General features: G+C 60.3%; 13 protein-coding genes and 1 pseudogene. 3 read left to right on the top strand and 11 right to left on the bottom strand.

What is annotated here, in order from left to right; translation table 11 throughout:
* Positions 1–90: 90 nt before the first annotated feature.
* Complete coding sequence (gene emrD / locus AFK67_RS00385) at positions 91–1,275, top strand: multidrug efflux MFS transporter EmrD (RefSeq protein ID WP_071601011.1); 1,185 nt, start codon at positions 91–93, stop codon at positions 1,273–1,275.
* Here emrD and AFK67_RS00380 read toward each other — a convergent pair.
* From AFK67_RS00380 to AFK67_RS00360, 5 genes are all read right to left on the bottom strand, one after another.
* Complete coding sequence (locus AFK67_RS00380; RefSeq protein ID WP_032967554.1) at positions 1,178–2,275, bottom strand: cellulase family glycosylhydrolase; 1,098 nt, start codon at positions 2,273–2,275, stop codon at positions 1,178–1,180. The two genes, emrD and AFK67_RS00380, sit on opposite strands and share 98 nt — an antisense overlap.
* A gap of 71 nt (positions 2,276–2,346) precedes the next feature.
* The gene (locus tag AFK67_RS00375; RefSeq protein WP_007729410.1) at positions 2,347–2,688 is read right to left on the bottom strand and encodes a DUF202 domain-containing protein; all 342 of its coding nucleotides are present in this window, start codon (positions 2,686–2,688) and stop codon (positions 2,347–2,349) included.
* Positions 2,678–3,025, bottom strand: a complete 348-nt coding sequence (locus AFK67_RS00370; protein ID WP_007729407.1) for a YidH family protein — start codon at positions 3,023–3,025, stop codon at positions 2,678–2,680. The genes AFK67_RS00375 and AFK67_RS00370 overlap by 11 nt, the downstream gene beginning before the upstream one ends.
* A gap of 102 nt (positions 3,026–3,127) precedes the next feature.
* Complete coding sequence (locus tag AFK67_RS00365) at positions 3,128–4,450, bottom strand: 6-phospho-alpha-glucosidase (RefSeq protein ID WP_007729404.1); 1,323 nt, start codon at positions 4,448–4,450, stop codon at positions 3,128–3,130.
* The gene (locus AFK67_RS00360; protein WP_007729402.1) at positions 4,447–6,063 is read right to left on the bottom strand and encodes an alpha-glucoside-specific PTS transporter subunit IIBC; all 1,617 of its coding nucleotides are present in this window, start codon (positions 6,061–6,063) and stop codon (positions 4,447–4,449) included. Before AFK67_RS00360 ends, AFK67_RS00365 begins: the two co-directional genes overlap by 4 nt.
* A gap of 222 nt (positions 6,064–6,285) precedes the next feature.
* Here AFK67_RS00360 and AFK67_RS00355 point away from each other — a divergent pair, with 222 nt between their 5' ends.
* Positions 6,286–7,002, top strand: coding sequence for a GntR family transcriptional regulator (locus tag AFK67_RS00355; RefSeq protein ID WP_007729399.1), 717 nt, complete (start codon positions 6,286–6,288; stop codon positions 7,000–7,002).
* 58 nt (positions 7,003–7,060) lie between these two features.
* On the opposite strand, the gene ibpB is transcribed toward AFK67_RS00355, so the two are convergent.
* On the bottom strand, positions 7,061–7,552 hold the full coding sequence (ibpB, locus tag AFK67_RS00350; protein WP_007729396.1) for a small heat shock chaperone IbpB: 492 nt from the start codon (positions 7,550–7,552) through the stop codon (positions 7,061–7,063).
* A 110-nt stretch (positions 7,553–7,662) separates the two neighbouring features.
* A complete protein-coding gene (gene ibpA, locus AFK67_RS00345; protein ID WP_007729390.1) occupies positions 7,663–8,079 on the bottom strand; it encodes a small heat shock chaperone IbpA in 417 nt (138 codons plus the stop codon).
* A gap of 305 nt (positions 8,080–8,384) precedes the next feature.
* On the opposite strand from ibpA, the gene AFK67_RS00340 reads away from it, so the two are divergent.
* Positions 8,385–8,711: a YceK/YidQ family lipoprotein gene (locus tag AFK67_RS00340; protein ID WP_032967553.1), complete on the top strand. Its 327-nt coding sequence runs from the start codon at positions 8,385–8,387 to the stop codon at positions 8,709–8,711.
* On the opposite strand, the gene AFK67_RS00335 is transcribed toward AFK67_RS00340, so the two are convergent.
* From AFK67_RS00335 to AFK67_RS00320, 4 genes and pseudogenes are all read right to left on the bottom strand, one after another.
* A complete protein-coding gene (locus AFK67_RS00335; protein ID WP_007729386.1) occupies positions 8,712–9,962 on the bottom strand; it encodes a DUF3748 domain-containing protein in 1,251 nt (416 codons plus the stop codon).
* 61 nt (positions 9,963–10,023) lie between these two features.
* Positions 10,024–10,956 (bottom strand): 2-hydroxyacid dehydrogenase, encoded by a 933-nt coding sequence (locus tag AFK67_RS00330; RefSeq protein ID WP_007729383.1) that lies wholly within the window; start codon positions 10,954–10,956, stop codon positions 10,024–10,026.
* Positions 10,953–12,272 carry an MFS transporter gene (locus tag AFK67_RS00325; protein ID WP_007729380.1) on the bottom strand — a complete coding sequence of 440 codons (1,320 nt, stop codon included), beginning with the start codon at positions 12,270–12,272 and terminating at the stop codon, positions 10,953–10,955. Before AFK67_RS00325 ends, AFK67_RS00330 begins: the two co-directional genes overlap by 4 nt.
* 133 nt (positions 12,273–12,405) lie before the next feature.
* Positions 12,406–13,742 (bottom strand): annotated as a pseudogene (locus tag AFK67_RS00320) (MFS transporter).
* Positions 13,743–13,775 lie beyond the last annotated feature (33 nt).

Below are 13,775 nucleotides of genomic sequence, written 5' to 3'. Positions count from 1 at the left end.
ATCCCTGCGCATGCGGTATATTTCTCTCGCATTTAATCTCCATGCAGAGATATATCCTGTTTCTTCACCTGTGCGTATCGAATAATCATGATGAGAATGTTGGCTAACCGTCATTTGTTAATGATGTTGATTCTGCTTGTCGCCGTCGGGCAGATGGCGCAGACGATTTATATTCCGGCTATCGCCGATATCGCGCTGGAGATGAACGTGCGCGAAGGGGCGGTGCAAAGCGTGATGGCGGCGTATCTGTTGACCTATGGCGTGTCGCAGCTGATTTACGGGCCGATATCTGACCGCATCGGCCGCCGTCCGGTGATCCTGACCGGGCTGGTCATTTTTATTCTCGCGACGCTGGTGGCGCTGGAGGCGCGCAGCCTGCCGGTGCTGATTCTGGCGGGTTGTTTACAGGGCATGGGCACCGGCGTGGGCGGCGTGATGGCGCGAACCCTGCCGCGCGATCTCTGTGAAGGCCCGGCGCTGCGCCAGGCCAACAGCCTGCTGAACATGGGGATTCTGGTAAGCCCGCTGGTGGCCCCGCTGCTCGGCGGCCTGCTGGATACCTGGTGGGGCTGGCGCGCCTGCTTCGCGTTTCTGCTGGCGCTGGCGGTCATCGTGCTGTTCTGCATGTTCCGCTGGATGCCAGAAACCCGGCCGGTGCAGGCGCAGCGCCCTCGCCTGCTCGCGAGCTACAAACTGCTGTTCGGCACCGCCAGCTTTAACTGCTACCTGATTATGCTGGTGGCCGCGCTCGCGGGCGTCGCGGTGTTTGAGGCGTGCTCCGGCGTGCTGATGGGCGCAGGCCTCGGGCTCAGCAGCCTCGCGGTGAGCGTGCTGTTTATCCTGCCTATCCCGGCGGCGTTTTTCGGGGCCTGGTTTGCAGGACGCACCCATAAGCGCTTTACCACGCTGATGTGGCAGGCGGTGCTGAGCTGTCTTTCGGCGGGCGTGCTGATGTGGCTGCCGGGCTGGCTTGGCATCATGAATATCTGGACGCTGCTTATCCCCGCCGCGCTCTTTTTCTTCGGGGCGGGAATGCTGTTCCCGCTCGCTACCAGCGGCGCGATGGAGCCGTTTCCGTTTCTGGCCGGCACCGCCGGCGCGCTGGTAGGCGGGCTGCAAAACTGCGGTTCCGGGCTGCTGGCGTGGTCGTCCGCGCTGCTGCCGCAGAACGGGCAGTTTAGCCTCGGGATGCTGATGACGGCGATGGGTGTGCTGATGCTGGCGTGCTGGCTGCCGCTGGCGCACCGTGAGCGGATGCCGGAGCAGACGGTTTAACGTGGCCGTGGCCCGGCGTGCTCTCGGTGACGCACGTCGGGTTGATCATGGCGTCAAGCAGCGGCGCCTGCACAGGGCGCCACGCGCCCTCTTCCCCATCGTAAAACTGATTCGCGGCGTTCAGCGCATACGGAATACCCGCTTTTTTCAGCTCGCAGGCCATAAAACTGGCGAACGCGAGCGTGGCCGCCGACGGCGTGGTTTTCAGCGTCTGCGCCGCCGACCATCCCCCGACCCAGCTTACATGCCCGGTCTTCTGCTGCCAGCGGCGCGCGCTGTTAATGCGCTCGCGAATGGCCGCCTTCTCCGCCGACGTGCCGGACGTCCACGGGTATTTGCCGTTGGCGCGCAGCGGCCCCCACGGGAAAATATGCCACTGCGCCAGCACGTAATGGCTGCTCTGCGGCGGCAGTTTCAGTATCGGCAGATCTTCCGGCACGGCGCGAAAGCGCGGCGCAATAAAAATCATCCGCTGCGCATCCGCGTGGTGAAGGGTTTTAATCACGTCGCTGTAGAGCCGGTTGAGCTGCTGCGGATTATGGTTGAGCCGCTCTGCAGGCTCGTAGATGACATCAAACCCCAGCAGCGGATGCTGCTCGCCGAAATAGTTGGCCACCGCGCTCCACCAGGCGACCACTTTGGCGGCGTTTTGCGCGCTCGGATCAGCCTTAAAGGCGTCCGCCTGGTAGGAGATTATCGGGATGATGTTGTAACGCTCGCACGCCTCGACGATTTTGCGCAAATGGATGAGCCGCTCCTCGGTGGCGTCACCCGCCACCCTCACCCGCACATGGCGAATGCCCCGCTGCTGAAAATCGCGTACCGCCAGCGGGTCGAACTCGCGGATGCCGCGATCGGTGCGCGCCCAGTCGACGTCCATCCCCACGCCGAGTTCGGCGGCATAGCGCTGGGCCGTTAGCGGCTCGTCAGCACGGGCAGGCGGCGCGGCGTGAGCGGTGGTAAAGATAAGCAAGAGAGCGAGCGCAGGCAGCTTGTTCATGGCTATCGTATCGGAAAGAAGAATCAGAAATATGTAGCACGGATTGACGCAGGCCGGGTAGGCCGCCGGTGTTATCCACAGAGCAATTGCGCGAGCGCGCGTACGTGCGTCACCACAAATAGCAGCGCCAGCGCGCAAACCGCCAGCGCGATAAGCAGTTTCGCGCGAACCTGGCCGGGCGCCGCGAAATCCTCACGCACAAGCGTGGTCAGGTGTCGTGTACGGGCATACGCGTAAATCACCCCGGTAACCAGAGCGAGGCAGCCTGCCGCCAGCCATAACAGCAGGCCCGCGTTGCTCCACGCGTGACGTAACGCCAGCGCCAGCAGCGCGCCGTAGCCGAGCAGCGTGCGCACCCACGCAAGCGACGTGCGCTCCGGTTGCAGGCCCGGATCGCGCGGGCTAACCGGCATAAAGCACCACCAGCATCACCGCCAGCGCGACGACTGCCATCACGCCGCTGATAAACGCCAGCATGCGCGTGTAGGGCAGCGTCTGTTTCAGGCGCATCGCCTTTTCGTTGCGCAACCAGCGCAGATAGCCGTAAATGGCGAGCGCGCCGGCGAAAAAGCACAGCAGCAGCGACACCGCTTCGCGCACGACGGGCGTCGCGAAATCCGGGGCCAGCTGATCAAGCCCGACGCCGGCCGCCAGAAACCCCAGCGCGGTGCGCACCCAGGCCAGAAACGTGCGTTCGTTAGCGAGTGAAAAGCGATAGTCCGGCGCTTCGCCGAGACGGGAAATTTTCATGAGGCCCTCTCTTTTCCTGCAGGCAGGCCCCAGCATAACGTAAAACGCGATAAACGGGAGAGACGCGGATGACCGGCACCCGGTGGATGCCGGTCGGGGGCGTTAATGCAGTTCCGGCCAGTAGTCTTTGTTGGCCTCAATCAGATCGTCGAGTATAGCGCTGGCGACCGACGCGCTGGGGACGGTTTTCGACAACGTGATAGCCTGCCACAGCTTCTGCCGGGAGCGATGTTCCCAGGCGTCCACCACCAGTTTTTCCACCGCCACCTGCTGGCTCATCAGCCCTTTCTGGAAGTGCGGAATATCACCGACGGTGAGCGGTTCCGGGCCGTTTTTACCGACCAGACACGGGATCTCGACCATCGCATCGGCGTCGAAGTTATGGATAGCCCCGTTATTCGGCACAATCAGCAGCATCCGCGCCTGGGTGTTAAAGGCGATGGCGGTCGCCAGATCGACGATATACGACGCATGTTCGTCAATCTCCAGCTCGCCTGCAGACGAGTGGCCTGCGGTGATAATGGCGCGGCACGCGTCGAACACCTGTTTTTCGCGGTGCTCCATGACTTCATTGGCGCGGGTGTGCGCCGGGTTGGAATGCGCCACGACGTAATCCGGAAAGAGATAGTATTTCAGGTAGGTGTTCGGCATGGTGTCCGGGTCCAGCGCCTGCACATCTTTCGCCTTCGCGAACGTGTCGTTCCAGCTGGCCTCGGTATGGCTGTCTTCTGAAGGCGGCACATAGCCATGCTTCGCCACATACTCGCGCAGCCGGGGCATCAGATCGTTCCCCTCCAGATCTTCAATCGAGGTCCACCAGCCGAAGTGGTTAAGCCCGTAATAGCGCACGCGCATCTCTTTGCGGTCTTTCAGGCCAACGATTTTCGCCATCCGCCCTTCAATGCCAATCGGCATATCGCAGATGTTGAGAATACGGGCGTTCGGACGCAGGCGACGCGTGGCCTCGGCCACAATGGCCGCCGGGTTGGAATAGTTGAGCATCCAGGCGTTGGGCGAATAGCGCTCCATATAATCCACCAGTTCGAGCACGCCGCCGATAGAGCGCATCCCGTAGGCGATCCCGCCCGGACCGCAGGTTTCCTGGCCCACCACGCCGTGACGCAGCGGGATTTTTTCATCCTGCTCACGCATCGGGTATTTGCCGACGCGAATATGCGCCATCACAAAATCGACATCGGTAAAGGCCGTTTGCGGGTCGGTGGTGTAGCTAAAATCGATCTCCGGCGCCTGCTCCTGAAGAATGACTTTGCAGGCTTCGGCGATAATCTCCTGACGCGCGCCGTCGTTGTCATAGAACTTCAGCGCGCGCAGCGGGAAGCGATCGCGGTTGGCCAGTAACATCAGAACGATACCAGGCGTAAAGGTGCTGCCGCCGCCGGCAATGACAACCGAGAATTTTTTCATGATACAGCCTCCGTCATGGGGGATAGTGGGGTCGTTGAAGGGGTTTTCATCAGTGATTCAAGCTGGTCGCGCACCAGCGGAACGTGCAGCCCGACAATCACCTGAATACTGTTGCCGTGACGCACCACGCCGTGCGCGCCGAGGGCTTTAAAGACGTCGTCGCTCTGGGTGTGCGCCATGTCGATGAGCGTGATGCGCAACCGGGTGGCGCAGTTGTTAATGCTGTCGATATTGCCCGCGCCGCCCAGCGCCTGAAGGAAGCCTGCGGCCTGGCCTGCCTGGGTGTCTGCCGCGACCGTGCCCTGCCCACGCGCGGCGCGGTAATCGGCTTTGCTGTAGAGCTTGATGTCGCTTTCCGCACGGCCCGGCGTTTTGAGGTCAAAGCGCAGGATGAGCGTTCTGAAAATCACGAAGTAGAGCGCGGTAAAGCACACGCCGATGCCAATCTGCGTGAACACCGTGCCGGCGTGGTTATGGAACATGGGGATCCAGTTCTGCGGCAGGAATTGATCGAGCAGACCGCCGCCCATGTTGCCCACGACGCCGAAGATATACATGACGGTCGCCATCGTGGCCGCCAGTACCGCATGCACCGCGAACAGCAGCGGCGAAATAAACAGGAAGGTGAACTCCAGCGGCTCGGTGATGCCGACCAGCACCGCCGTTAAGGTTGCCGGTATCAGCAAACCCGCCACTTTGACCCGATTTTCCGGCGCGGCGGTGCGCCAGATAGCCAGCGCGATACCGACGGAGCCAAACACTTTCGAGTTGCCGTGCAGCGCGAAACCGCCTTCCGGGAAGAGGGATTTCAGCGATGCCGTGCTTTGGCTGAACTCCTGTAAATGCTGCGCCCAGTAGACCTGAATGCCGCCTTCCACGACCGCCGGGCCGAAGATAAACGGACCGTAGACGAAGTGGTGCAGGCCGGTCGGGATCAGAATGCGTTCCAGGAAGGTGTAGAGCCAGACGCCCAGCGCCCCCGCAGAGCGTAAAAACGCCTGTAGTGATTCGATGCCCATCTGTACTTTCGGCCAGCCCAGCAGCGTGAGCCAGGCGCAGGGGATCATCACGAAGAACGCAATGATCACCACAAACGAGGTGCCCTGGAAAATCCCGAGAAAGACCGGCAACGGTTTTTCAAAGTAGCGGTTATGCAGGGCCGTCACGATCCCGGAGATAACAATCGCGCCGATGATGCTGGTATCGAGGGTTTTAATCCCGGCAATCAGGGTCAGGCCGCTGCCGGCGGCGGGCTCCGCGTTGAAATCGACGCCGAAGAAATGGCCCCAGGTCATTCCCATCGCGTTAATGAAATAGTTCCAGGTGAGAAAGCTAATCAGCACGGCGAGACAGGCCCGGCCCTGCGCCTGTTTCGCAAGGCCAATCGGTAAGCCGACCGCGAAAATCAGCGGCATATTGCGAAACACCGCCCAGCCGCCTTCTTCAATAATGTGAACAATCTGAGCGAAAAGGTTATCGGGCGCGGTTAACGCCTCGCCGACAAAAAGCGGATTGCGCAGCATGATGGCGATGCCTACCACGATGCCGGCGAAAGGGAACAGTAACACCGGGGTAAACATGGCACCGCCAAATCGTTGTATTTGACTGAGCATTTTTAAATCCTCATGTAACAACCTGTAGGGGTTTGAGGCCTTGATGTTTTTTTACTGGCCTGAGGCGAGAATAAAAATTAACCCTGGCGCGGACATGCCGCCGCGCTGCGATTCGTGATCGCTTTCATGGTTTTAATTTGCACAGTCAGGTCTACTTTTTGTCTTAAATATGGACATCTTCAGGGGCATTCCTCCTGGTAACAGGCGTAAAGAGGTCTACAGGTGATCTACAAATCCATTGCCGACAGGTTGCGTCTGCGCCTGAATTCGTCAGATTTCAGTGTCGGTAGCCCGCTGCCGGGCGAGATAGCGCTGGCGCGGGAATTTGGCGTGGCGCGAATGACTATTCGCAAAGCCATTGATCTGCTGGTCGCCTGGGGGTTGGTGATCCGCCGCCACGGCAGCGGCACCTATGTCGCGCGCAAGGACGTGCATCATGAAACCACCAGCCTGACCGGGCTGGTGGAGGTGTTACGCCAGCAAGGGAAAGAGGTGCAAAGCAAGGTGTTGCTGTTTGAGGTGATGCCCGCGCCGCCTGCCATCGCCAGCCAGTTGCGAATACAGATTAACGAGCGTATCTATTTCTCCCGCCGGGTGCGGTATGTCGAAGGAAAGCCGCTGATGCTGGAAGACAGCTATATGCCGGTGAAGCTGTTTCGCACCCTGTCGCTGGCGCATCTGGAAGGCTCGAAGTTTGACTATATCGAAAAGGAGTGCGGGATAACCATCAGCGGCAATTATGAAAGCCTGACGCCGGTGCTGGCCGATAAACAGATGGCCGCGCTGATGAACGTGCAGGAGCAGACGCCGCTGCTGCGCATTACCTCGCTCTCTTACAGCGACAACGGCGAATTCCTCAATTACTCCGTCATGTTTCGCAATACCAGCGATTATCAGGTGGACTACCACCTGCACCGCGTTCGCCCGTCCATGGTGTAATGCCCGCACGACAGGCATAAAAAAGGCCCCGCTGCGGGGGCCTTTTCTCGTCACGCCATTACTGGCTATCGGTGTTGCTGTCGCTGTGGCTCAGCGCCGGGCGTTCGCCCTCGATAACGCGTTCATCCTCCTGAGCACGCGGCTGGCCGATGGCGATACGCTGCGGGGCCAGGGCTTCCGGGATGTTGCGCACCAGATCGATGTGCAGCAGGCCGTTGGTGAAGCTGGCGCCGGACACTTCCATATGCTCAGCAAGCGTGAAGCTCAGGTTGAAAGGCTGGATAACCAGGCCCTGATGGAGCCATTTCGGTTCCGTTTCCGGTTTCACCGGCGTGCCTTTCACGCGCAGTACCGTGTGCTCCAGTTCGATCTCCAGATCTTCCTGACGGAACCCGGCTAACGCAAGCGTGATGCGATAGTGGTTATCGTCGCTTTTTTCGATGTTATAGGGCGGGAAGGTCTGGCTTTCGGCGGTGTTCATCAGCGCGTTGGCCAGTTTGTCAAAACCGATCCACTGACGGAAAAACGGGGATAAATCATAGTTACGCATAGTATCTCTCCTTCATTGAAGCGAGTGAAAACGCCAGTGCGTGTACTGGCTGTGCTCCCGTTCGGCGAGCACGAGACGACAGTTAAGGCCGCCGCAGCGGCCCCAGGAAATTAGTTACCGATTTCGATACGGCGCGGTTTTTTCGCTTCCGGGATCACGCGCTCAAGCTCGATGTAGAGCAGGCCGTTCACGAGGTTAGCGCCACGCACGAAGATGTTTTCGGCCAGCTGGAATTTGCGTTCGAAGTTGCGCTCGGCAATCCCCTGGTAGAGATAGGTACGCTCTTTCTGCTCAGGCGCATGGGAGCCTTTCACCACCAGCAGGTTGTCCTGTGCGGTGATCTCCAGCTCGCTTTCGGCAAAGCCTGCCACGGCAATGGCGATACGGTAGTGGTTTTCATCCACCAGCTCGACGTTGTACGGAGGGTAGCCGCCGTTGCTCTGGCTCTGGTTGTTCTCAAGCAGGTTGAAAAGACGGTCAAAACCGATGGCGGAACGATACAGCGGAGATAAATCAAAGTTACGCATACATACTCCTGAAATCAGCGAGGTTTAACATCGCCCTCCTCAAAGGACAGGCGGCTGTGGCGGAAGACCCGTTCGGCGTGCTTCCTGTCTCCACATTCCAAAAAATGGGTGCGGTCTGCGGCTTTTCAAGGGCCGAAATCGGCCTTTTTTTGGCGATTTACATTTCTTTGCGTAGACTGGGAATAACAGCAACTAATGCTAAACTGCGAGCGCTGCCACAGGACGGCTAAGGCGCGCTATTCATTCTGATTCAGGGGCGTTATATCTCATGGCTGACGCCTGCGGTGCGACAACATAAAAGAAGAATGAAAATGAACAATACTCTCGGGAAAGTGCTTTTTGGCGGCGGCGTAATGCTGCTTTGCGGCTGCTCCAGCGTCATGTCGCACACCGGCGGCGGCGAGCAGGGGTATTACCCCGGCACGCGCGCCAGCGCGACGATGCTGGGCGACGACGACACCAGTTGGGGCTTAAAGCCGCTGGTGGCGCTCGATCTCCCCTTCACGGCGGTGATGGATACGCTCCTGATCCCGTGGGATGCCTTCCGTACCGATAAATCGGTGAAATCGCAGGTGGAAGAGAGCGAAAAGAAGTCCTTCGCGATTAACGCCGTGATCCCGCCCGCGCCCTGATCAGCGCCCCGTTTCCGTCATCCACAGCTGGCGCAAGCCGTCTGTCTCCTGCATCCAGGCGATGCGCCTGCCGTCCGGCGATATCACCACGGCATCGGCGGAGATAGGGTCGGTTTGTGGCGGCGTCAGCGCCGTTAACGCCCCCGTTTGCGCATCGCACAGCACAATCCGGTTGCGCTGCATAAACCCGAGCGCGTCGCCCGACGGGTGCCAGCTAAACGCCGAGCCCACGCCATACGCGTCATGCGTCACCTGACGCGGCTCGCCGCCCTGCGGCGATATCAGCCACAGCTGCGCCACGCCGTTATCATCCTTCATCAGAAACGCAATCGCGGTGCCCTGCGGGTTGCTGCGCACCCAATGGCGCGGCGTGGTGGCAAGCCCCGGATAGCGGCGGTCATGGGTGAAGGTGAGTCGGCGCTGCGTAACGCCCGCTGGCGGCGCGGGCATGGTGGTTTCGCTGCCGGGAAATGCCTGCTTCCATACTGCCTCTTCTTGCGGTAAATCAACGATAAACAGCTCCGGCGCTTTGACACCCGCCAGCGTCAGCGTATCGCCAATAAACGCCAGCGCGCGCGGCTGCCAGCTGCCGTCCGCTTTTTGATAACCGTGATGGCCCACCCAGCCCTCTTCATAGGCGCGGTTGATCTCATCGCTGCCGGGGCGCGGCGCAGGCGTGGTGCGGCTCACCAGCGCGCACCAGTGGCTGCCAGCATATTCACGCGGATGATGTATTTCAGGCGTCACCGGGCCGAACGGCAGCGCCACGCCGACGTTGCGCAAATCGAGCGCCGGATCGCGTTCATGCAGCACGTGGTCGTTATAGGTAAAGCTCAGCCACGCGCCGTCCGGACTGAAGACATGCACATGGCTGCCGCCGCGCAGCGCGCCGGGGGTGAACGGCGGCGTAATCGCCATCGCATCGAGATTCCGCGCCACGCCGTTTTCCACCACCACGCCGCGACGATGGTGAAAATCGTAGCGCCAGGCGTCATCCGGGTTTTCCGGCCCGTGAATGAATACGTACCGCTCCGCCGTCGGGCTCACCGTCACCACGCCCACATGCGCGCCCTCGCGGCCGCGATAAATCACCTCGACTTCGCCGGTTTCCACATTGACGCGCTCAATGGTTTCGCCGGTAAACGACGCGCCGGACGGACGCACGTCAAAGGCGAGCCAGCGGCTGTCCGGGGTCCAGACGTTGATATTGGTGAGCTGATGGTGACGCGGGGCGAACGTGAGCTGTTTCATCAAGAGAAAACCCTGAAGCCAAAGAAGGCCTCAGGGTAAAAGATTCCGCGAAAAAAGCCTATCACGGCACCGGCGTAATGAGCGGCTCGCCGGCAAAACAGGCGTTGACGTTCTCCAGCACCAGCCGCGACATCTCCCGCCGCGTTTCCCACGTCGCGCTCGCCATATGCGGCGTGATGACCACGTTGTCGCGCTGTTGCAGGGCGGCGGGCACGTTCGGCTCATCCGTGAAGACATCCAGCCCCGCGCCCGCAATCGTGCCGCTGTCCAGCGCCGCCATCAGCGCGGTCTCATCCACCACGCTGCCGCGCCCAACGTTTATCAGCATGCCCTGCGGCCCGAGCGCCGCCAGCACCGCCGCATTGACCACGCCGCGTGTCGCGTCGCCGCCAGGCGCGCAGAGCATCAGGAAATCGCTCTCCTGCGCCAGCTCGCGTAAATCCGGCACAAAAGGGTACGGCAATGCAGGCTGCGCATGGCGGCTGGTATAGCGGATTGTCATATCGAACGCCTGCGCGCGACGGGCGATGGCCTGGCCGATGCGGCCCATGCCGAAGATACCGAGCCGCGCGCCGGAGACTTTGCGCGTCCACGGAAAACCGCCCTGCCGCCAGCCGCCCTGTTCGATAAACCGCTGCGCCGCCACGATCCGGCGCGACGTCGCCAGCATCAGGCCGATGGCGAGGTCGGCGACATCGTCAGTCAGCACGCCCGGCGTGTGGGTCACCTGCACGCCGCGATCGCGCGCCGCCGCCACGTCCACCCCGTCATAGCCGACGCCAAACACCGCAATCAGTCTGAGCGCAGGCAGCGTCGCGATAAACTCACGCGTCACCACGGCCTCGCCGTTGGTCACCAGTACCGTGACCTCCCCCGCTATCGTGGCAAATTCGCGGTTTGTCATGCTGGCGTACTCGCAAAGCGTATACCGCTCGCGCAATGCGTCGGTAAGCGCATCCGGCAGATAAGCGTGTTTCAGAACGGTCTGTTTCATCGTGACTCCTGTTTCAGTGAGGCCGGTTGCTGCGGCGCGCCGGGGCGGGCTGGGCGTGACACCAGCACACCGATAATGCCGCCCAGGATCAGCGCCACCGCCACAATCAACAGCCCGTAGTGGTAGCTGTCCGTCGCATCTTTGATTTTGCCAAGCACCGGCGGCAGGCCGAGACCGACGAAATTCGCCACGGTGTTGATAAACGCGATGGATGCCGCTGCCGCCACGCCCGCCAGTTTCTCGGTCGTTACCGCCCAGAAAATCGGCGTCAGCGCGAAATTAAAGCCCACGGTCAGCACCAGCAGGCCATACGCCACCAGCAGGTTGCTGGTGTAAATAGCGATGGCGAGCGACACGCCGGAGATAATCAACGGTAAGCCGAGATGCCAGGCGCGCTCACGCGTGGTGTCCGAATGGCGACCGTTGAGATACATAAACAGACAAGCGGCGATAAACGGTACGGCCGAGAGCAGGCTTATCACGATGTTGCTCTGCTCGCTCGCCATGCTTTTGATGATAAGCGGCAGAAACAGCGTAATGCCGATAGACCCGAACGCCTGCAGAAACCAGACCAGGCTCAGCAGCAGCACGGTTTTGTTTTTGAGCGCGCTAAGCCAGCTGTGATTACTGCCAACTTCCACACCAATGTTATCGCGCGCGAGCTGCGCCTTCAGCCAGCTTTTCTGCTCGCCGGAGAGCCACGGCGCGTGATCCGGCGACTGCGGCAGCCGCCACAGCACCATGATGCCGAGCACGATGGCCGGAATGCCTTCGATGGCGAAGAGCCAGCGCCAGCCCGCGATATCCGCGATGCCGTGCATGTTAAGGATAGAGCCGGAAATCGGCAGGCCGATTATCGAGGCCATCACCGAGCCCATATAGAAAAACGACATCGCCCGCGCGCGGTTGCTTTTGGGAAACCAGCAGGAGATGTAGTAGATGATGCCTGGCGTAAAGCCCGCCTCGGCCATGCCAAGCAAAAAGCGCATCACGTAAAGCTGCGTCGGCGTCTGCACCAGCGACATCCCGGCGCTGACGATGCCCCAGGTAATCATGATGCGTGCAATCCAGACGCGCGCGCCCACCTTCGTCATGATGACGTTGCTCGGGATTTCAAAAATGATGTAGGAGATGTAGAACATGCCGACGCCGAGGCCATACATGCTGGCGCTCAGGCCGAGGTCGGCGTTCATTTGCAGCGCCGCGATGGAGATGTTGGTTTTATCGAGATTAGCGACAAAGTAGCAGAGGATAATAAACGGGATTATCTTCGCGTTGAGCTGCCGCAGGGTGGTCGAGTACAGATCGGTATGCATAGCAGAACCCTCGTTTCCTGCCGTGGTAAACCCGGCAGGTTTATGATTGTTATCAGTCGATACTCTACGCGCCGGTGAAGGCGGCGCGCGCTGTGCATTCCGTCGCAGGCGTCCCTGCCCTCCATGACGGGCCTCAGCCCACGCGTTTCACTTCGCCCACCAGCAGGATGTAAGAGAGCGCGCCGATAAGCGCGACGACCGAGATGTATACCAGCGCCGGGCCGAAGCCGTAATCCTGCGCCAGATAGCCGATCACCAGCGGTACGGTGATGCCACCCAGCCCGCCCACGAAGTTAAACATGCCGCCGGTCAGGCCAATCAGGCGCATCGGGGCCAGCGACGAGACCAGCGACCAGGTGATCGATGCAAAACCGTTGCCGAAGAACGCCAGCGCCATCAGCACGACAATCCAGGTCGGATCGTTGGTGTAGTTGGCGCCCATGATGCAGGTGGAGATTAACAGGCCGCAGATAATCGGCGTTTTACGCGCCACGCCAAGCGAAAACCCTTTTTTCACCAGCTTATCCGCGAGCCAGCCTGAGAGCAGCACGCCGAAGAACGCGGCGAGGAACGGCACGGTGGTCATAAAGCCCGCCTTGAGCGCCGTGATGCCCTTTTCCTGGGTTAAATAGTTCGGAAACCAGGTGAGGAAGAACCAGAGCGTGGACGTGACTGCAAACTGGCCGAGGTAGACGCCAATCAGTTTGCGATGAAACACCAGTTTCCAGTCGGCGCGGGAGAGCGGCTGGCGTTCGGCTTTCGTTGCGGGCGCGTCGCCGTCCACGAGACCGCCGCCGTCGCGAATGTAATCGAGCTCCGCCTGGCTGATGCCTTTAGTAAGGCGCGGCGGCTGGTACACTTTAAACCAGACCAGCGACCAGAGGATCCCAATACCGCCGGTGACGATAAACACCCAGTGCCAGCTCAGCAGCTCCTGGATCCAGATAAGTAGCGGCGTGAGGAACGCGAGCCCGACGAACTGCCCGGAGGTATAAAAGCCAACCGCCGAGGCGCGCTCATGTTCCGGGAACCAGCTGGTGACCATGCGGTTATTGGTCGGGAATGCGGGCGCTTCGAACACGCCGGTGATGGCACGAAGACCAATCAGCGAGAGCAGTCCGGTCGCGAAGCCCTGAAAGAGCGTCGCCACTGACCAGCCGAAAATCGCGATGAAGTAGGTCAGGCGCGAGCCGATACGGTCTAAAAACCAGCCGCCGGGGATCTGGCAGAGCGTATAGAGCCAGGCGAAGGCGGAAAAGACGTAGCCCATTTCCGCTTTGCTGATGCCGAATTCTTCCTGAATATGCGCCGACGCTACCGCTAAATTAGCGCGGTCGACATAACAAATCACCACGGTAATAAATATCATCGCGAGCGTCAGATAACGACGACGTCCGGGTTTTGCAGCCGTTACAGAAATATCCATCACGTTCTGTCTCCAGAATAAGGCATAGCGAGGCACCTCACCATGCCCTGTAAAATACAGAGGGTGTGTTTTTATAT

This window comes from Cronobacter dublinensis subsp. dublinensis LMG 23823, from assembly GCF_001277235.1.
GTDB classification, from domain to species: domain Bacteria; phylum Pseudomonadota; class Gammaproteobacteria; order Enterobacterales; family Enterobacteriaceae; genus Cronobacter; species Cronobacter dublinensis.
Note: the sequence above shows the minus strand (reverse complement) of the source record. Positions and strands in the feature narration are given on the sequence as shown.